Genomic DNA, 19279 nt, shown 5'->3' on the forward strand with positions numbered 1-19279 from the left:
TGATTAGTATAGTTCTATAAAGTTAATAAATTATTGGTCTACCGACAACTGAGCTTAATTCTTGTCTTTAAAATCCATCTTACAAGTTTCACAGACCAATATATCTTCTTTAAGAATGATTTTATCTGTTTTCTCAGCTACTTGGTGAATAAAGTTGTTATAGGTATTGTGTTCAGGAGTAATATTGTTGGCCTTGATTTTTTTATAAAACTCTCCATCCCATTCTTGTTTTCCCCAACAGTTTGGGCAAACGCCCTCTGGGGCTTTACCGGTCGGTTCGTTATTCGATTTTTTTTGAAAATACAATTTTAAGTTTTCAATGAGGTTCATAATTCTTTGCTTTTATTTTTTGTTTTTCTGTATACTTTGCAAATTGGTGCGTTAAAAGTTCTAGTTTAGGGTTTATAAATGTTTCACAAAAGGGTTTATTCGGATTCGAATAATAGTAATTTAAAAATTGCTTTTCAGAAGATTTAAAGGACTTAAATTCTAAAACCTTCGTAATTATTTCTTCATCAAATTCTTCATGCAAATTATCTATAATTTTAATTACTTGTTGCTGTTGATCTTTATTAAAAAAATATACAGCAGAGCGATATTTCTTTCGCATAGAATGCTCACTGGTGCTTTTATGTGTTTGTAAATGAATTTCAATTAAAACTTCTAAGGATATCTCTTCACCATTAAAATAAACAATCACTGCTTCAGAAAAAGATTCATTCTCACCCGTAGAACTCACAAAACCTTGTTCTACTTTTGTAACTCCCTTTAAAGATTGAAATACTGCTTCTGTGCACCAATGACAACTACCACCAAATGCAATTTTATGAACCCTATTGCTCATCTTTTAATATGTGATTATTATCAAATTGCATTTTTCTAATGCCTACTGCTCTAAACGCATACACTATAAGTAATGTAAGTGCAATAAACACTAAAATTGTACCCAGATATAAAGTAATACTAGGTAAATCTAAAATTGATTGATTTTCAAAGATTACGCCTAAAATTCCCGATAACACGTAGCTCCCGGTTGCCAAATACAATAAGGCACTTGCCCTTGTTAACAAGCCTAATTGCCTTATTTTACGTTCAGAAATTTTATGTTGAAATTCTGTACACTTATTCGATAGTAAGCTCCCTATTTCTGAACTCAACGTCATCATTTGTGAGGTCGTAGACAAGATTAACATCCCTAATCCCGGAATAATAGTAATAGGTAAATACCAGCTCATAATTGTGTTATATTATTGTTAGTTCCAAGTTAATGCTTTTCTTTCGCCCCAGTATGTATTAGCGCTACTATTGAAATTATAGAGCATGTTTATTTCTTCTTCTGTTAATTGAAATAAATTAGTCTTGATATTATCTTCTAGATGCAAATCACTAGAGGCTCCACTCAGTATTATGCCTTTTGGCATAGTTATACTACAAAAATTAAGCGCAATGGCATCCACTCCTACATCATATTTTCTTGCCAACATTTCTGTATAGTTATACAACTCATTATAATGACTATAGTTTTTATTTCGAAAAAGTCTTCCATTCGCCAATGCTTCTTTAATTATAATAGACTTTCCCTCTTTATTTAGCCTATCAGAAATGTTCCTTAAATTTTGATCAAGGATATTATACGTAACTTGAAAAGCATCAAATAACTGTTTACTACCTACAGAAACATCCAATGCTTTTTTAATAACTTCAGTCTGGTTTGCTCCAGTAGTGGTAATTCCGATCTTCATTTTATATTCATCTTTTAAAAAAGCCAATCGATTTAAAATAGCATCGTTTTCAAGAACACCCGTTTCTAGTGTTGCCGAATGTATTTGATATATTTTTAAATGAGGTAGAAAATTTTTTGAAACATTCCATTGCTCATTTAATTTTGACAAACTATGTTCCTTTATTTCATGAATCTCTGCATCTTTATCAAAATCAGCCACATATGTATAACCCCACTTTGTTGCTATTTGTATACTCGAATCATTTTTAGATTTAAGCCATTTCAAGACTAACGCTTCGGCAAGTCCATACCCTGGTGCTGTATCAAAATAACGTATGCCTAACTCATATGCTTTCTCCAAAATTGCCAATCCGTTTTGTTTAAGCAATTCTAAATTGTAAAATTGTTGACCTTCTTGACGTATATTAATGTATTGCGGTCGACCCAATGCAGCTGTTCCAAGTCCTAATTTCATTTACTGTCTAAATAAGGTGTTTCTCCGTGCGCTAATTTTAAACGAGTCCATACATTCATATTAATGATAATAGCTGCTATTTCAGCAATCTCTTTTTCATCAAAATACTTTGTTAAACTATTATGATATTTTTGAAACTCCTTTGATTTTCCATCTGTTAATACATCACAATAAGCAAGTGTTACTTTTTCAATTTCAGTAAATAAATCACTATTGTACCACGATGAAATATTATCTGTTTTAGCATTAGAAATACCAATATCTCTAGATGCTTTAGAATGTAAAATAACACAATAGGCACATTCGTTTTTTTGTGCCACACGCAAACGTAATAATTGTGCCAGTTCTTTATCTACAGATAGATCAGCAGTATACCCAACCGCTTTGGCCATTTGCTTAGCTAAACCATGAAAAGGTATAATATCAGGATTAAATCTTATGTTTTTAAATTTTACGTTTTCCATAAATTTTTGTGATTATATTTAATTTATCAATTTAAAATCTTTTAAAAAGTTAAGCACTTTTTGCTCTGGCATTTCACATGGTTTTAATAATTCCTCATTAATTGTTACATAATAATTTAAACTAACAAAATCATTTCCACCTAATTCTTTAGCATAAATCTTATAGCTATTCCCATTATTAAATTCAGCTTTAGTGATGCCATATTTTTTGTTGTTATATAGTACTTCTGAATACCCTTTTGGGGTATTTTGAATACGTTTTAAAATCATTTTTTTAACTGTCTTATTAATTGTTTCAATCTAATTTTAATGTTTCCCATTCTACATCAGCCAGCTTTTGTAATTCTTCTGGATTCTTCATCCATTGTCTTCTCGTATCAATCAATCCAAAATATTTACTATAAAACATAAATAATTTATTGTCTTGAAGTATAAAGCTTTTAGGGTTTGCATCCACCAAAGCTCCCTCGCTCATTGCTATAGCGCAAAAGCCTCCATATTGAGGCAAATACTTTTTCGGATTATCAATAAACATTTGTTTGTTTTTTTCCGATTTAAACCAATAACTAGCTCCATCAAATTGTATGTCAATAGCTTGTTTTCCTTTTATAGCACGCTTCTCCTCTATAATTGAAACAAGATCATAACCTCGAACAGCTAATCCATTTTTTAGATTTTTTTTCATGAACTTAATTTTAACAAATAATAGAGTTCCATTTTTTACTTCGTCTAGCAACAGCTTTTATATAACTACAAATAGCAACAGCTTTGTAACCTTCTTCCGTTAATTTCTCAAATGTCTTTTCAACCAAGACCTTACCAATACCTTGTCCTCTTAAATGATAAGGCACTTCTGAATGCACTAAATACATTTTTTCATTTCGTAATTGATAATCGACTTTGGCGATTTCTCCATTAATATTTAAAACAAAACGTTTATTATCATTGTCATGATAAATGTCTAAACGACTAGGAATCAATTTATTTATCCATTTTACTAATTCTGCATCACTAGGATTTCTTAGTTTTTTCTCACCTATCGTTATTGTTGGAAAATTTAGCTTTCCGTTTTCATAGAGACCACGAAGTTCATTGGCATGCTCTATATTTTTTTCAACGTCTAAAAATTGATACGTTAGTTTTAACGCATCCAAAAACGACTTATAATGGTTTGTTTTATGACATCTGGCCGCACCGTATAATTTTATTGCTGGAAACTCACTCATTACTTAATTGATTTCAAAAATTCTATCGCAGCGTCTTCATTTAAATGAAAATCAGCAAATACCACATTATCATGTTGATCTATAAAGATAAACCACGGTGTTCCTCCAGTTTGATAATTCTTCATGATATTAGATGTTGACTTATCATCGTCACCAGCGTCATGACCAAATGGTATTTTTAGTTTGTACTGTTTTTGCGTTTCGAGTATTTTATCATAGGTGTTTGCTTCAAATCCTTCAAAAACTGTTTGAATAGCTAAAAAAACAACGTTAGCATTTTCTTCTAATGCAGTTGCCATTTTTTGTAATGCTGGCAATCCTCTACTATGGCAACCAGGACACCAACTTTGAAAGCAATACAGTACTTTAAACTTACCTTTAAAATCTGAAAGTTTTATCTGTTCTGTTTTATTTCCATTGGCATCTATCCAATGTTTTACATTGAATTCTTTTGCCGCTAGATTTTCTATTTGATTCTCATTCATTTGTACTCCATTTTAATCAAAAACAGCAGCCACTCAAAATCATTTTTTGAACAACTGCTGCTAAAAAATTATAATTCAAACTTATTAACCTACAACTACATCTTTTAACTTATCAGCATGTTGCTTACGAAGTTTTGCCAGTTTAGGTGTTATCACAAAACTACAATAACCTTGATTATTATTATTGTTGTAATAATCTTGATGATACTCTTCAGCTTCATAAAATTTACCTAACTCACTGACTTCGGTAACAATAGCCTTTTCAAAATACGATTTTAGTTGTTTTACAACCTCTTCAGCTATTATCCGCTGCTCATCATTATGATAATAAATCACAGATCTATATTGAGTTCCAGCATCTGCACCTTGTCTGTTTAATGTTGTTGGATCATGACTCGTCATAAAAATGACTAATAGCTCTTCATAAGAAATGATCGTAGGGTCAAAATGTATCTGAATAACCTCTGCATGACCAGTTAAGCCTGAACAAACTTCACGGTAGGTTGGTCTTCCCGGTGCATTACCGCCCGTATAACCCGAAACTACTTTATCAACACCTTTAATTTGTTGAAAAATTGCTTCTATACACCAAAAACATCCTCCACCAATAGTGGCTAATTCAAATTTATTATTCTTCATTTTGAACCTCCTTTTCTAATTTCATTGATTCTGAATTAATACAATAACGCAATCCGCTTGGCTCTGGTCCATCTGGAAATACATGACCCAAATGTGCATCACAGGTATTACACATAACCTCAACTCTAATCATGCCATATGAATTATCTTTTTCATATTTAATGACATTATCTTTAATAGGTTGTGTAAAACTTGGCCAACCAGTACCAGAACTAAATTTAATAGTAGAATCAAACAAAGGTGTATCACAACATACGCAGTTATATTTGCCAGCATCATGAATACTACATAACGCTCCACTATGCGGTCGTTCAGTCCCTTTTTGTCTTGTAATTCTAAATTGTTCTGGAGTCAATAATTCTCTCCACTCATCTTCTGTTTTTTCAACACGACGATTTGGCTTTGGATTACCTACTACAGAGAAATTAATTACATCTTTCCAAGTTAACATAAATTTTATCCTTTCTTTAATTATTATAGCACAAAAATACCGTTAGAAAGAGTCTAAAACAATATCAATACCTCCCAGAAAATTGGACTTTTTTCCTTAACTAATCTATTTGAAGCTTAAAATTCGTACCCTAAGTGAATTCCAGCAAAAGGCCTTACATTTTCTCCAAAAAGGGCTCCTGCTAAAGGGCCAATATGGAATTCACCTAATTTTAAATTCAATTCTCCTTCAATATACGCAGAAATTTCGGTGTCTTTATGAGAATTGGGTAACGAGAAACTTGGACCAACATTTACAGTGAGAATAGGCCAGGGTTTATGACTTACAAGAGCAGCTAGTTCATGCCCTATTCGATTATTTTCTTCAAAAATTATAGAATAACCAACTCCAAATGCCCATTTATGTGTAGTCCAATATGTTATATGCAATTCTGTTGCTGGATCAAATTTCTCTGATTCTGGATTGTAGGTAAATAGCCCTGATATCACAATCTCTAAACCAGGATCTTTTTTATGCTTGTTTACATCAGAACTTTTATGTTCATTTTCTTGAGCATTAATTTGAATTAAGGAAACAAATAAAAAACAAAATAATATAATCATTAATGTGTTTTTCATATTATCTAAATTTTAAAATTTAATTAGTCATTAAATAGCCTTTTAAATCCTAGTCTAGATAACATTTTCTTTTCCATATTCCAAAAAAACTTATGTTGCCCGAAGACGCTACCAACAACCACTAAAAGAATTTGATACAACACAAACATCAATAAAATTCTAAATGTCCAAAATACAATTGGATGAAGCGTTTCTAACGAAAGTCCAATAAATTGCATAAATGGTTTTGCTAATGCCACAGATAATGATCCGTTTATGGTAAATACCAATAAAATAACTAGTAATTGAAAGTTAGAATTTATATTCCAACGTTGTTTTAATTTTTCCATGTTTATAAAGTGATATAAACGTTAAACATGGAGAACTCTCGTTATAAAATCCTCCATGTTTAAAAAACTAAAATTATCAGCGTTTATAAATTAATATTTTATTTATCGTTTTGCGGTATTCTCTGGTGTTACATCTTCGCCTACATTTTTTGCTGACCTTAAAACCGGATAATGTTGGGTAAAAACAAAGTCATCTTTAGCACTAGCATTATGGCATGCGTTACATTGATTTGTTTTAAATGCTTTACCTGTTGCAGCCAATGTGCCTTCAGTTGGATTTGTAAAACTATAATATGCCCAATTACCAGGTTCATCTGGGAATAATTCTTTACTTTTTATAGTTGCTTCTAAACCAATAAAATCTCCCATAAAATAGCCATTACCACTTACAGCAGCTTTAGTACCAACACTTACTAATTCTTTTATTAGTATTGTGCCCTCTCTCCATTCGCCTGTTTTCTTATAATGATTATAACTTACGGGGTCAATATATACATTGTGAAATTCTGGGAATGCTGCTTTACCATCATTCATATCATTAGGTGTTAACGGCGTACCTACATAAACCCAACTTCTATAATCTGTAGGGCGCACTAGATCACCTTCGGCATTCATTGTAAAGTAAGATACTTTCTCATAATCACTATCTTTTTTTGAGTCTGTACATGATATTAGTAAAAGAGAAAATACTAGTACTATTAAGCTTAAATTCTTATAATTCATAATTTTAAATTTATCTGATTAGTTATTTTATTTTAAAGGAAACACTGTTCTTACCATATCATTACCAATTGTATGACAACTTGTACAACCTTTCACGCCATTACCAATGGCTGCAATTGCATTTTTATCGTCTACACTAGTTACCTCATACCAGAACCACCCTGTGCCATCATCTGATTTATCTTGGGTTTTCATCATTACAGCCCAACCAGCCAGTTTTTCATCTTTGTCAAACATTTCTTTAACAATACCAGAACCCATCGGGTGTTCTTCATTACCCGCTTTTAATGATTCTGTAATTTTATCGTTCATAAATACTTTAACAGGCAAACCTAATTTAGTATGTGGCCCAAGTGAAGGGTGTAATTTTGTTTCTTGATTTTTAAATTCTTGATATTTTTTTGAAACTAAGTATGCAAACAATTTATCCTTGTCTAACGGGATACCCAGATCAAGATTTTTTGGTGTTGGAGCTGTAGGGTCCCAAGTACCAGCATCAGAGAAAGCATTTGCTTCTGAAGCTGCTCTTTTAGCAGCATCTTCTGGTACTACACCTTCACCAACTGCTTTCGCAGCACTTAATACAGGGTAATGCTGTGTAAATACAAAATCATCTTTTGCACTTGCATTATGACATGCATTACACTGATTTGTTTCAAAAGCTTTACCGGTAGCCTTTAATTCTCCACCAGGATTGGTAAAACTAAAATAGGCCCAATTACCTGGTTCATCTGGGAAACGTTCTTTACTTTTAATAGTAGCTTCTAAACCTATAAACTCGCCCATAAAATAACCATTACCACTAACGGCTGCTTTTGTACCTACACTTACTAATTCTTTAATTAATATGGTACCATCTCGCCAAGTACCATTTTTCTTCCAATAGTTATAACTCATTGGATCAATATATACATTATGAAATTCTGGAAAAGGTGCTTTTCCGTTATTCATATCGTTCGGTGTTGTTGGCGTACCAACATATACCCACGTGCGATAGTTTTGTGGACGTTCTAATTCTCCAGCATCATTAAAGGTATAGTAAGACACCTTTTTATAATCTTGTTTTTCATTTTTACAAGAAAACAAGGCCAGAACGGCGATTAATAAGAATACTCTTTTTAGTTTGATTAGCATAATGCGATTATTTTAGTTAATGACTGATGAAATTACTTGTTGTTTGTTAAAATTCGCTGGACTTTTTTCTTTTAATTAATTGATTCTGTAAGCTTTTGCTGTGCTCTAAATTGCTTGGGCGTTAAGCCTGTATTCTTTTTAAAAAAGCGTGCAAAATAAGCTGGTTCATTAAATCCGATTTCGTATGAAATCTCTGTAGACTTATTTGTACTATATGCCAATATTTTTTTTGCCGCTAACAGTATTCTCTTATTCAGATAACTTTTAGGGTTCTCAATTTTTAGGTCAGAAAATATCTTTGTTAAAATTTTGGGTTGCACTCTTAGAATTTGTGCATATACAAATACATTATGCTCCATTTTAAAATTTTCGTTTATTAAAGACAGGTATTTATAAACTGCTTGGTGGTATTTAGAAATTTTATCTTCTGAAAAAGATTGCCTATGCTTCTTATCGATTGATTGTATTATTAATTCTTTAAAAGTTGTTTTTAAACTTTTATAATCTCCTTTATTTTGAATTGATCTTATGTTGTTAAGTTGAAACTTAAACTTTAAAAACTGCTTTTGACTAAATCTTAAAATATTGCAGTTTAACAGACTATCAAACAGTAAGCCATTAACCAAACGTTGAGTTTCACAATCGTCTTTGTCAAAAATATCATAATTAAAACTAAATTGAGAAATTATGCTACCCTTGGTTTTACATATAAAAACATCTGAGGCGTTTAAAAACAACACATTAGTATTTTTTACTATACATGTTTTAAAATTAACTTCACATTCACAATCTTTACTAAAGAAAATAATATGATACTTGTTCGAATTAACTATATGTAATAATTCATTTTTATATTCTTTTAGTGAGAATATATTACTTTCAATATTTTTGATTTGTATGTCTAGTACTTGTTGCATATCCTTTAAAGGATTATTACAACAAAACTATAGCGGGCGAGGTCCTTTTGAAATGTGAATTTTACCTAACTTGTAGTAGATTCTTCCTGTTTAAGAATGACTTTCTAACTCTTTATATTCTTTTGGCGAAAAACCTGTATGCCTCTTGAAGAATTTTGAAAAATGCCCCCCCTCAGAATACCCTAATTCGTAAGCAATCTGTTGTGTTTTTTTATCAGAAAACATCAATAGTCTTTTTGCCTCTAAAATTATTCTTTCATTAATTACTTGAAGTGGAGATTTATTATATGATCTGTTAAATAAATTAGATATGGTTTTAGGAGATTTATGGAGCATAGCAGCATAATCTGAAACTTTATGCTTCTCTTTAAAATTCATTTCTACCAGAATATTAAATTTTCTTACCAAGTCTAGTTTTTTATTTTCTATTTCTGGGTTTGGTAAATTTTTACGAGCAATTCTCGTTGACATTATAAGAAGTCTTTTTAATAAGACCATTAACATTTCACCTTGTACGTGATCTTTATTTTCAAACTCTTCTTCAAAAAACATAAAAAGTAGATTAAAGCTTTTTTCTTCTTTTTTTGTTAATTCAACTATTGGAGGTTTTGAAGATCCAAAAAACAAATAACCGTTGCAAGAGACCTCGCTATCATGATCTCTAATACAGTAAAAATCTCTATTAAAAATATACGAAACTGCTCCTTGAGTATAAGGTTCTATATATAATTTATTAAGAGGTGTGCAGAATATGATATGATTCTTTTTAATGTTTAAATGATAACCATCTATTGCCAAATCAAGATCATTCTCTTTTGCCCAAATAATTTTATAAAAATCACCTTCGCCTAAACGTTTATCAAATGATGCACAATTAAAATCAGTTAAAAATAGGCTACCTTGATTCGAAAAATTTACATATTTAAAATTCATTTAATAGTAAGGTTGGCTTTAGTTTTATAATATACTAAAATAAAATTGTTAGTCTAAAACAAATTGGACAAAAGACTTTTAAATATTCAATATAAACTGAATACTTAAAAGTGAGTTATAATTCTAAATTTATTTAAATTGTTGTTGCTACTTCTGGCTTATGCATACTCACCACTGCTAGTACAGTAGCTCCGTTGATCCAATAATAATAAGCATCTATTCCTTTAAAGGAAAAAATAAAAGGAGCTAGTATAAACACCGCTGCAACTAAGAAATCAACCAACAGATGCATTTTATAAGAAATTACAGGAAATACTCCTAAATGATGATCAGTTAATACAGTTAAAATTAGAGCCGCAATTCCAGTAGCTATAGATAATTGTAGTGCTAAAGGATTTGAACCACCAAGACCTAATAAAAAAGGGAGTGCTATTAAGGCAACTGCCACTGGGTAATCTAAGAATGCATGTATTCTTTTAGTTATAAATTTCATATTCTTAAGTTTTTATAGTTATATTAAATTGATCTTAAAAAAAAGATGATCATTCACCTCCCTTTTAAGATCACACATTATTTATTGTGCATTGAAGTATTCTTCGTGAATTACTTTACCATCAGCATTCCACTTACGACGAATTACTTCGTGCCAGTAAATCTTACTATTATCTTTCATATTGAAATCAAAGGTAAATTCAGAAGCAGATTCATTACCATCTACAATAGTATTATGTAGTTTAATACCATTTACTGCTGCAATAGCACCGGCGAAGCCTTCCATTTTTTCAACCATTTGTTGTTTATTGGTTGTTGCTATTCCATTATAATCTGAAGTTGTTGCATTGTCTGCAAAGAATCCTTTTACAGCATCTACAATTGCTCCTTGAGCTACGATACTATCCATTTTTGTTGCTTGTTCTTTAATGTTCATCTTTTATATTTTTAATGATTAAACTTTATGTTATTTACATTGCAAATATCTGAACAAGATGCAGTTAAGCTGTTATAGAAAACACGCCATAAGTTGTACTTTTTACTTTGTGAAAGTAGATGGAGAAGTTCCTACATAATTTGTAAAGAATGAAGAAAAATGACTCACTTCTTCAAAGCCCATAGCATAAGCAACTTCTTTAATGGGTTGCTCATTTCGAAGCATTTGTTTAGCTGATTGTATAATTTCTGATCTTATCAACTGTCCCAAAGAAACATGCATCTTTTGTTTTACTTTTTTAGATAAGGTTTTTACACTAATACTCATTTTATCTGCATAAAAATCAAGCTTATGTTCCTCTTTGTGAAATGATTGAATTAAATTAATGATGTCTTGCGTAAAAATATCTCTATTCTTGAAATCGAAATTATCTCTAAACTCTTTAGGCGTATGACCTGTTCTATTTTTAAAAACCCTATTAAAGTAAGCTGGGTCTTTATAACCTTGATCAAAAGCTATTTCTTGAATATTCTTATCAGTAAAAGCTATATCTTTTTTACTTTCTGATAGCTGTTTTTTACTGATTAGTTTGTTGATAGTGATTCCTAATTTATCTTTTACTAAATGCTGTACATTAAACGAACTATCAAGATGATTAACCAAAGCCTGAGCACTTATTTTATTGCTGAATTCATTATCGATAATTTCTTTAACATCAAAAATAATCTGGTACTCTTCTTTATTTGCTTGAAACGGGTTTTGCCAATACCATTGCTTTGTAGATATGTCTATTAACTGAGACATTTCATCATTAAATACTGTCTTGCCTAAAAAAGCTTGGCAATCTTCACATTCTTTAAAATTGATATATCCTAGTGAAATTAGATGTTTAAATAGTACTCGAACATCTTTAGACTGAAATAAAATGTCATCTGGAAAATCTATAAATCGTACCACAAAATCATCAGACATAAATTTTATGTACTGACCTTTTTCTAAAAAAATGGCTTTATCACTCCAATCATCATAATTCTTAAAATCAACTTGAATTGTACCTGTACCTTTAAGTATATGTACAAGTGTATATTTATTGATAAAATATACTTTGTTTATTTCAGCGTCAATTTTATTTACCATTAAAGGTTGAATTTAAAATGATTTTAAAATTACTTCATATTCCTTAAATCTATGCTCTCGAATTGGACGGATATATGGCTCGGTATTAAAATAAAGCAATAAACAAGGAGCAATACCATTGTACTTATCTACATATTCATATTTGGTAAGTTCACCATTCTTGATTCGCTGTTTTATTTTGTTATGATACGGGTACATTGATTTTCTAATAAAAAACAAAGTTAAAATTTATAAATGCAATTAAGAGCCAATTCATACGACAAAGCACTTTAAAATTACTTAGTTATTGTTTAAGCAATACTATATTGTTTTTATCTTTATTTTTGTTAAAATCCTTTTTCATGGAAAACGTATTAAAAGCTACTGAAGCTTTTGTTGTAAATTATTTAAACGACAATTTAGAATCAAAGTTTGTATATCATAATTTAGCGCATACACAACGCGTTGTAGAAAAACTAAAAGAAATTATAGAAGTAGGTGAATTAACTGAAGATGAGAAATTTCAATTGATTACTGCAGGTTGGTTTCATGATACAGGTTTTTCAAAAACAATAAATGGTCATGAAGAAGAAAGTACAAAAATTGCTTCGGCTTTCTTAAAGACTCAAAATGTATCTGAAGAAGATATAGCTGTTATAAATAAGCTTATCCTTGCAACAAAGGTCGGATATAAACCACAAACGGAACTTGAAAAAATTATTTGTGATGCCGATTGTTCACACCTTGGAAGCAAAAACTACAATGACTATAGTGAATTGCTTAAAAAAGAATGGGAAGTCACTAGAAATAAAGAAATTAAAGAAAGTGATTGGCTTCAAGAAAACATAGATTTTCTTACAAATGATCATCGATTTTACTCTGATATTGCTTCTGCTAAATGGGATAAGCAGAAAGGGAAAAATCTTGCTAGGTTGTTAAAATCACAAAACAAGCTAAAGCAAGAAAACACCAAGCTCAAACAAAAAAAGGATGAACTGGCCTTTAAGAAAAGTAAGATAGTATTACCCGAAAGAGGTATAGAAACCATGTTTCGTGTAGCTTTAAGAAATCATATTACTTTAAGTGATATTGCAGACACGAAAGCCAATATATTACTTTCTGTAAACGCCATTATTATATCATTAGTACTATCAAATTTATTATCAAAACTAGACAACCCGTCAAATCAATATTTGATTACCCCTACCATAATTTTTGTGCTTTTTACAGTAGCCTCGATTGTATTATCAGTTTTAGCTACAAGACCTAACGTCACTAAAGGGCAGTTTACCAAAGAAGATGTTGATAATAAAAAAGTAAACTTGTTGTTCTTTGGAAATTTTCATCAGATGAAACTTGATGACTTTGAATGGGCTATGGATGAAATGATGAAAGACCGTGATTATCTTTATAGTTCACTTACCAAAGATTTATATTTTTTAGGCTTGGTTTTAAATAGAAAATATAACTTACTTAGAACTACCTATACTGTTTTTATTGTTGGAATTGTAGTTAGTGTTATTGCTTTTGCGGTCTCATTTCAAATGCAAGGTGCACCTTAAGCATAAAAAAAGCAACCTCCTTCGAGGTTGCCTATTAAAAAACTAAAATATAGTCTTTATTTACGATTGAATGTCTTCCATTAATTCATCTATAGTAATGGTAGTCTTTTCATTAAAATCTTTTTGATAAATAACTTCAGCGCGAAGTGCCTTCAACCCAGAAACACCTTGTAAATCCTCTAACACAAGTTGTTCAACTTTACCAAGCATATTTTTAGACTGTAAATATTTGATATATTTTAAATATTCTTGTGCGTCTTTATCTTGAGAATAAACAATTGCAATCTTACCAGGAACCGTTAAGCGTTCATCTGTACCTTTTATATGTGCCTTGTCGATTCGTTTTTTAATAATCTCGTAACGGATATTATAAGCACCATCAACATCGAATTGCTTCTCGTCCATTCTGAACTTAATTGCCATAGGGTTGCTATGTACTAATATCAGTGACGCTACTCTTAATTCATGATCCATTTCATCTTTTAGCTTGTACGCTAAATTTTCCATTTCACACGTCATCTGCAACTGCCATAAACGGAGGTTATACAAATATAATGAATCATACACCTCACTCTTCACCATAGATTGACCTATATACATATTGTATTCAACACCATCGGTTTTATAACGCTCAAAATAATGTGGAAACATTAACTGAGCTTCATCTTGTTTTTTATCAATATAATTTGCCAATTTTTCGTTTAGCAACGTAACGCTATTCTCATAATCTTTACGCTCTTCGTAAACTACGTGCAAATTACTATCGAGACGATCCATATAAACTTTAACAAGTTGAGCTAAAGTTTTATTGATATTTTTAATGTGATTGAATACAGGGTAAATTTCACGTCTTAGAAAATCTAATATTCCTATTTCATCTCCCGCTTTTAAACCATCCTTAACCTCATTTAAATATTCATTTACACGAAATTTTAACTCACTATAAATCGGCAAAGGCTCACTTTTATTCGCTTCCCTTAATACGTTAATTGCCAACGTTAGTTGCGTGGTTAAATCATGTTTAATCGCTGTATTTCTAGCTAAAGATGATCCCTTTATATCTAACTGACCAAATAATGGAACTACATCATGAAAGACAATATCATCTAACTGTGGAGATTCAACACCACCAAACAGATCATTCTGATACTTTTCAGCAGCTTCATAGAAACGCCATTTTACCGTAGGATGTATAGATGTATAATGCTCTTGTATGGTTGCTTCTAAAACATTTTGATGTTCTTCTGCAGCTCTCTCAACAGCCATTTTAAATACCGGAATGATGTCACGTAATTTTTGCTGATTTACAGAGTTTAATTCGTAAGCTCTTGGTGAAGCGATCTCTAATAGCGCCAAATCATCATTAGTAGTTGCTTTTATTGGCACCAAAATAATACTATTTATTCCTTTCGATTTTAAATTCCAATAAAATGGATTCTGACTTGTCATTCTACCATACCTCTCAATATCAGAAATTGCCATTACTTCATGTTTTTTAAAGACGATATCCATTACACCTTCACAAAAATAATCGTGATTACAAGATATTTTGGCATTATCACTTAAAATAAGGCTCTCTGATTTTTTTGCAGAAGTCTCACATAACTCATCATTAATTGAATCGAAAACAGAATAACCTAACATTAAGTCGTTGATATTAAAAAACTCTCTTAGGCTTTGCTGTAGATCTCCAACAACATTATTATCAGTTCTAAGTAATGTTTCTTTAATAGAAGATAAGGTTTCATCTGCAGTAACATCAAACAAACTCATTAAACCAAAACCTTTAAAAATATAGCTGTTTGGCGGAAATTTTTCCTTCCAAACTTCCACATTGTCGTAATTGTCTAGTAGTAATTTTATATCTTCTTCTGTAACCTCTGGAGCCTCTTTTGTTTTGGTAATATCCATAAAATCACCATTAAAAGCTACACGGTAATGTTTCATAATCCCAGCTTTTTTATCTGGTATATCAAAGAAGAAAGGTCTTTTAAGGTCAATTGGTTTTTGATAAAAGAACGTTAAGATCATCGTACATGCCATGATGTACATCTGATCTTCTTCAAAATTTCTTATTCTAAAGTCATAGTCATCTCCTGCATTTTCTAAGATATTTTCAAAACGTTTGGTGAACTTAAATGATGTAAATGAAAATGGTACACTGGCAGCTTTAATTTCATTTAATGTTAAAATCTCTGGGAACAGCCCTTCGAGCATTAAATCAATCTCATCTTCATACTTTTTCAATAGAGAATGATCTGTAAACCCTTCTATCAATTCAGGGAACTGAGCTAAGTGCTTAGTTACTTGTTTTGCAGATCTATAATACGGATGATCTTTATCTTCAGCATACTTTTTATAAAACTCAAATACTTCTTTAAAACTAACATACAACTGTAAAGGAAGTTCTAAATTTCTGGTTATATCTGATTCTATTATTTTCATAACCTAATGGTTTTAACCTACAAAAGTAGTGATTCTTGAATATATGACGTATAATCAGACGTTTCCTGACTGATTTTGTAACATTATTTAACGTTAAATTTTATTGAACTATCTTTTTAGAAATCCGTGCACTAGCAATTTTTGCTGCTAAAAATCCTAATAAGATTATTGTTAAAACAACAATAAACACGTTAATTAACTTGAACTCTACAGGATAAGCCAAATTGTAAGTAATCATAATAAAGCCAAACTGTTTTTGAAGTAGCACAAAAATTATAGCGAGAGTTAAGCCAATAAACAAACCGAAAATTGTTAGTAGAAAGCCTTGAAATACAAATACTTTTCTTATTTCTTTAATTGTAGCTCCAATGCTGAATAGCGTTTTAAGATTCTCTCTTTTATCTAAAATCATCATTACAATAGCACCGACTACGTTAAACAATGCAATAATCAGAATCAGAGTAAATACTAAATAAGAAACTATATTCTCAGTATTAATCATTCTATAAAAAACAGCATTTAATTCTTCTCGTGTCTGAATTTTAAATCTATCTCCAAGAGCTTCTTGCAATTGATCTTTTATATTTAATTTATCAGAAGTGGAATCTAATTTCAACTCTATTGCAGATATTTGATTCGGTTTATAGCCTAAAAGAGCTTGAGTTAATTCTAAATTGGTGAATACATATTTACTGTCTAATTCTTCTGTTAACTTAAAGACGCCTACAGTTTGTAAGCCTATTTGATTAAATGCATTTCTAGGGTTATTAATATAACCTTTCCCAGGTTTGGGCACATATACTTTTAATGACTCCAATACATCATAAGTACCTAACGACAATGACGATGAAATTCCATTACCAATAACAGCAGAGTTAGGTAATTCTTTATCAATCCATTCACCTACATAAATAGCTGTGTCAATATTGTTTACTGTTAAGAAATTAGCATCAACACCTTTTATATTTGCGATATGATGTTTTTCTTGATAATTAAAAAAAGCTTTCTCTTCTAAAACCTTCGAAAACGATATAATACTTTTATCATTTAAAGCATCCTCGATTGAATCATTAAAAAAAAATGATTTTCCTTTAACAGATGAGATTTTAAGATCAGGATCAGAAACTCGAATAAAATCTAAACTAAAGTTCTTCAATCCAGAAAAAACTGACAATACTATAAATAATGCAGCCGCTCCAACAATAACTCCTAAAGTTGCGATTATAGTAATAATATTAATTGCATTATTACCGCTCTTAGAAAAAAGGTATCGTTTAGCTATGTAAAACGGAAAATTCAATTAGATCTTCTTTCGTTTATCCAAAACGTCTGGATTTTTGATAGGGTCTACATCTTTACCCCGTAAAGAATTATCAATATTTTCAATATAGTCTAAAGAATCATCAATATAAAAAGACAGATTTGGCACTCTTCTTAATTGATCTCTTGTTCTCTGTGCTAGTTCATGTCTAATTAGCGGCGTATTCGATTTAATACCCGCTAGCAATTCATTTCTTTTATTATTAGGAAAAACGCTTAAATACACTTTAGCCTGTGACAAATCTGTAGTTACACTAACTTTAGTCACCGAAATTATTACACCTTTCATCCCGCCTCTAGCGGCACTTTGCAATACATCGACTAGGTCTTTTTGCAAAACTCCAGCTATCTTTTTCTGTCTATTCGTTTCCATTTGGCAAAAATACGCTATAAAACTATTATAAATTCTATATTTTTGACGATTATTTATGGTTCCGCTTTCGCAGAATATCATTTTTACGTAAAAAAGATGAAAAAAATAGAACATATAGGTATTGCAGTTAAAGATCTAGACGCTTCAAATGATTTGTTTGCTCAATTACTAGGTAAAAAACATTATAAAATAGAGGAAGTTACTAGTGAAGGTGTTAAAACATCATTTTTTAAATCTGGGCCAAACAAAATTGAACTCCTTGAAGCCACAAATCTTAGTAGTCCTATCGCAAAATTCATTGAAAAAAAAGGAGAAGGTATTCACCATATTGCTTTTGCAGTAAAAAATATTCGCAAAGAGATTAAAAGATTAAAATCAGAAGGTTTTACAGTACTAAATGAAACACCAAAAAAGGGTGCCGATAATAAATTAGTGGCATTTTTACACCCTAAAACAACCAATGGTGTGTTAATAGAATTGTGCCAAGATATTGATGATAAATAAGTATATTGCACCAACTTTTTCATAGTAAAATTAATGAGTACTTCTTTTGAAAAATATCAAAAACGTCGATTAAGGTCGTCTTATGTTTCTGTAATAATGAGCATTGCTTTTGTATTGTTTTTAATTGGCTTATTGGGTCTTCTAGTTTTAAACACTAAGAAGATTTCAGACTATTTTAAAGAACAAGCTTCTATCACAATTTTCTTAAAAGATGAGGTCGAAAAAGATGAGCGAATTAGTTTTGAAAATACAATTAAAAGTAAAGAATATACCAAATCGGCGATATTTATATCTAAAGAAGAAGCGGCAGAAATAGCTAAAAAAGAAAACGGTGAAGATTTTATGGAGTTTTTAGGGTACAACCCTCTTAAAAATTCGATTGACCTATTTGTTAAGGCCGATTTTGTAACTCCAGAAAAAATGAGTGAAATAGAAACTGAGTTAAGTAAAAACGATGCTGTTTTTGAAATTTCTTATGACAAACCTTTAATTGGTCTTTTAACAGATAATGTAAAAAAGATCAGTCTTTGGGTGCTTATATTTAGTGGTATTTTTGCTTTGATAGCCATGCTCTTAATAAACAACTCTATTCGACTATCGGTTTATGCAAAACGTTTTACTATAAAAACCATGCAAATGGTAGGCGCTACCAAAAGGTTTATTAGAAGACCTTTTGTTTGGAGTAGTATTCAACTTGGTTTTATAGGCGCTTTGGTTGCTTTGGTTGCTTTGGCTATTGCGGTATATTATATCAATAATTATTTTCCTGAATTTAATTTACTGAACGATAAAATTTCACTTGGAATTTTATTTGGATCAGTCTTTTTAGCTGGGCTAATTATAACATGGGTGAGTGCTTTTTTTGCAACACAACGATTCTTAAACTTAAGAACAGACGAACTTTACTATTAATAG

Annotated in this window: 27 protein-coding genes; 3 read left to right on the top strand and 24 right to left on the bottom strand. The window is 30.7% G+C overall.

Features of this window, described 5'->3' with window-relative positions; all coding sequences use genetic code 11:
• Nucleotides 1-54: 54 nt before the first annotated feature.
• The 21 genes from AC1EUV_RS01660 to AC1EUV_RS01760 all read right to left on the bottom strand — a co-directional run bounded on the left by AC1EUV_RS01660 (nucleotide 55) and on the right by AC1EUV_RS01760 (nucleotide 12379).
• Complete coding sequence (locus AC1EUV_RS01660) at nucleotides 55-330, bottom strand: hypothetical protein (protein WP_480196918.1); 276 nt, start codon at nucleotides 328-330, stop codon at nucleotides 55-57.
• Nucleotides 317-844: a peptide-methionine (S)-S-oxide reductase gene (locus tag AC1EUV_RS01665; RefSeq protein WP_480196919.1), complete on the bottom strand. Its 528-nt coding sequence runs from the start codon at nucleotides 842-844 to the stop codon at nucleotides 317-319. Before AC1EUV_RS01665 ends, AC1EUV_RS01660 begins: the two co-directional genes overlap by 14 nt.
• Complete coding sequence (locus AC1EUV_RS01670) at nucleotides 834-1235, bottom strand: hypothetical protein (RefSeq protein ID WP_480196920.1); 402 nt, start codon at nucleotides 1233-1235, stop codon at nucleotides 834-836. Before AC1EUV_RS01670 ends, AC1EUV_RS01665 begins: the two co-directional genes overlap by 11 nt.
• A gap of 18 nt (nucleotides 1236-1253) precedes the next feature.
• Nucleotides 1254-2198 (bottom strand): aldo/keto reductase, encoded by a 945-nt coding sequence (locus tag AC1EUV_RS01675; protein ID WP_480196921.1) that lies wholly within the window; start codon nucleotides 2196-2198, stop codon nucleotides 1254-1256.
• The gene (locus tag AC1EUV_RS01680; RefSeq protein ID WP_480196922.1) at nucleotides 2195-2662 is read right to left on the bottom strand and encodes a carboxymuconolactone decarboxylase family protein; all 468 of its coding nucleotides are present in this window, start codon (nucleotides 2660-2662) and stop codon (nucleotides 2195-2197) included. The genes AC1EUV_RS01675 and AC1EUV_RS01680 overlap by 4 nt, the downstream gene beginning before the upstream one ends.
• An 18-nt stretch (nucleotides 2663-2680) precedes the next feature.
• The gene (locus tag AC1EUV_RS01685; protein WP_480196923.1) at nucleotides 2681-2932 is read right to left on the bottom strand and encodes a peptide methionine sulfoxide reductase; all 252 of its coding nucleotides are present in this window, start codon (nucleotides 2930-2932) and stop codon (nucleotides 2681-2683) included.
• Between the two features lie 25 nt (nucleotides 2933-2957).
• Nucleotides 2958-3347 carry a YHS domain-containing (seleno)protein gene (locus AC1EUV_RS01690; protein WP_480196924.1) on the bottom strand — a complete coding sequence of 130 codons (390 nt, stop codon included), beginning with the start codon at nucleotides 3345-3347 and terminating at the stop codon, nucleotides 2958-2960.
• Nucleotides 3348-3357: 10 nt separating this feature from the next.
• The gene (locus AC1EUV_RS01695; RefSeq protein WP_480196925.1) at nucleotides 3358-3888 is read right to left on the bottom strand and encodes an N-acetyltransferase; all 531 of its coding nucleotides are present in this window, start codon (nucleotides 3886-3888) and stop codon (nucleotides 3358-3360) included.
• Entirely contained in the window at nucleotides 3888-4373 is a 486-nt protein-coding gene (locus AC1EUV_RS01700; RefSeq protein WP_480196926.1) for a peroxiredoxin family protein, read from the bottom strand. Before AC1EUV_RS01700 ends, AC1EUV_RS01695 begins: the two co-directional genes overlap by 1 nt.
• 84 nt (nucleotides 4374-4457) lie before the next feature.
• A complete protein-coding gene (gene msrA, locus AC1EUV_RS01705; protein WP_480196927.1) occupies nucleotides 4458-5012 on the bottom strand; it encodes a peptide-methionine (S)-S-oxide reductase MsrA in 555 nt (184 codons plus the stop codon).
• Complete coding sequence (gene msrB, locus AC1EUV_RS01710; protein ID WP_480196928.1) at nucleotides 5002-5463, bottom strand: peptide-methionine (R)-S-oxide reductase MsrB; 462 nt, start codon at nucleotides 5461-5463, stop codon at nucleotides 5002-5004. Before msrB ends, msrA begins: the two co-directional genes overlap by 11 nt.
• Nucleotides 5464-5579: 116 nt before the next feature.
• On the bottom strand, nucleotides 5580-6080 hold the full coding sequence (locus AC1EUV_RS01715) for a hypothetical protein (protein ID WP_480196929.1): 501 nt from the start codon (nucleotides 6078-6080) through the stop codon (nucleotides 5580-5582).
• A gap of 23 nt (nucleotides 6081-6103) precedes the next feature.
• Nucleotides 6104-6409 carry a DUF6787 family protein gene (locus AC1EUV_RS01720; RefSeq protein ID WP_480196930.1) on the bottom strand — a complete coding sequence of 102 codons (306 nt, stop codon included), beginning with the start codon at nucleotides 6407-6409 and terminating at the stop codon, nucleotides 6104-6106.
• A gap of 102 nt (nucleotides 6410-6511) precedes the next feature.
• A complete protein-coding gene (locus AC1EUV_RS01725; protein ID WP_480196931.1) occupies nucleotides 6512-7132 on the bottom strand; it encodes a cytochrome P460 family protein in 621 nt (206 codons plus the stop codon).
• A 27-nt stretch (nucleotides 7133-7159) separates the two neighbouring features.
• The gene (locus AC1EUV_RS01730; RefSeq protein ID WP_480196932.1) at nucleotides 7160-8266 is read right to left on the bottom strand and encodes a cytochrome P460 family protein; all 1107 of its coding nucleotides are present in this window, start codon (nucleotides 8264-8266) and stop codon (nucleotides 7160-7162) included.
• 71 nt (nucleotides 8267-8337) lie between these two features.
• Entirely contained in the window at nucleotides 8338-9183 is an 846-nt protein-coding gene (locus AC1EUV_RS01735; protein WP_480196933.1) for a helix-turn-helix domain-containing protein, read from the bottom strand.
• Between the two features lie 90 nt (nucleotides 9184-9273).
• On the bottom strand, nucleotides 9274-10116 hold the full coding sequence (locus tag AC1EUV_RS01740) for a helix-turn-helix domain-containing protein (RefSeq protein WP_480196934.1): 843 nt from the start codon (nucleotides 10114-10116) through the stop codon (nucleotides 9274-9276).
• Nucleotides 10117-10249: 133 nt separating this feature from the next.
• Nucleotides 10250-10609: a hypothetical protein gene (locus AC1EUV_RS01745; protein ID WP_480196935.1), complete on the bottom strand. Its 360-nt coding sequence runs from the start codon at nucleotides 10607-10609 to the stop codon at nucleotides 10250-10252.
• Nucleotides 10610-10690: 81 nt separating this feature from the next.
• A complete protein-coding gene (locus AC1EUV_RS01750; RefSeq protein ID WP_480196936.1) occupies nucleotides 10691-11044 on the bottom strand; it encodes a hypothetical protein in 354 nt (117 codons plus the stop codon).
• Between the two features lie 102 nt (nucleotides 11045-11146).
• Nucleotides 11147-12181, bottom strand: coding sequence for a helix-turn-helix transcriptional regulator (locus tag AC1EUV_RS01755; RefSeq protein WP_480196937.1), 1035 nt, complete (start codon nucleotides 12179-12181; stop codon nucleotides 11147-11149).
• A 12-nt stretch (nucleotides 12182-12193) separates the two neighbouring features.
• Nucleotides 12194-12379: a hypothetical protein gene (locus AC1EUV_RS01760; RefSeq protein ID WP_480196938.1), complete on the bottom strand. Its 186-nt coding sequence runs from the start codon at nucleotides 12377-12379 to the stop codon at nucleotides 12194-12196.
• Nucleotides 12380-12522: 143 nt separating this feature from the next.
• On the opposite strand from AC1EUV_RS01760, the gene AC1EUV_RS01765 reads away from it, so the two are divergent.
• Nucleotides 12523-13722, top strand: coding sequence for a Pycsar system effector family protein (locus AC1EUV_RS01765; protein WP_480196939.1), 1200 nt, complete (start codon nucleotides 12523-12525; stop codon nucleotides 13720-13722).
• A gap of 60 nt (nucleotides 13723-13782) precedes the next feature.
• Here AC1EUV_RS01765 and AC1EUV_RS01770 read toward each other — a convergent pair whose 3' ends face one another.
• The 3 genes from AC1EUV_RS01770 to rbfA all read right to left on the bottom strand — a co-directional run bounded on the left by AC1EUV_RS01770 (nucleotide 13783) and on the right by rbfA (nucleotide 17860).
• Entirely contained in the window at nucleotides 13783-16167 is a 2385-nt protein-coding gene (locus AC1EUV_RS01770) for a GAF domain-containing protein (protein WP_480196940.1), read from the bottom strand.
• 100 nt (nucleotides 16168-16267) lie between these two features.
• Nucleotides 16268-17467, bottom strand: coding sequence for an ABC transporter permease (locus AC1EUV_RS01775; protein ID WP_480196941.1), 1200 nt, complete (start codon nucleotides 17465-17467; stop codon nucleotides 16268-16270).
• On the bottom strand, nucleotides 17468-17860 hold the full coding sequence (rbfA, locus tag AC1EUV_RS01780) for a 30S ribosome-binding factor RbfA (RefSeq protein ID WP_480196942.1): 393 nt from the start codon (nucleotides 17858-17860) through the stop codon (nucleotides 17468-17470).
• 96 nt (nucleotides 17861-17956) lie between these two features.
• On the opposite strand from rbfA, the gene mce reads away from it, so the two are divergent.
• Complete coding sequence (gene mce / locus AC1EUV_RS01785; RefSeq protein WP_480196943.1) at nucleotides 17957-18364, top strand: methylmalonyl-CoA epimerase; 408 nt, start codon at nucleotides 17957-17959, stop codon at nucleotides 18362-18364.
• Between the two features lie 33 nt (nucleotides 18365-18397).
• Entirely contained in the window at nucleotides 18398-19276 is an 879-nt protein-coding gene (locus AC1EUV_RS01790; RefSeq protein ID WP_480196944.1) for a cell division protein FtsX, read from the top strand.
• Nucleotides 19277-19279: the final 3 nt, after the last annotated feature.

It is taken from the genome of Maritimimonas sp. 2304DJ26-3 (genome assembly GCF_056591635.1).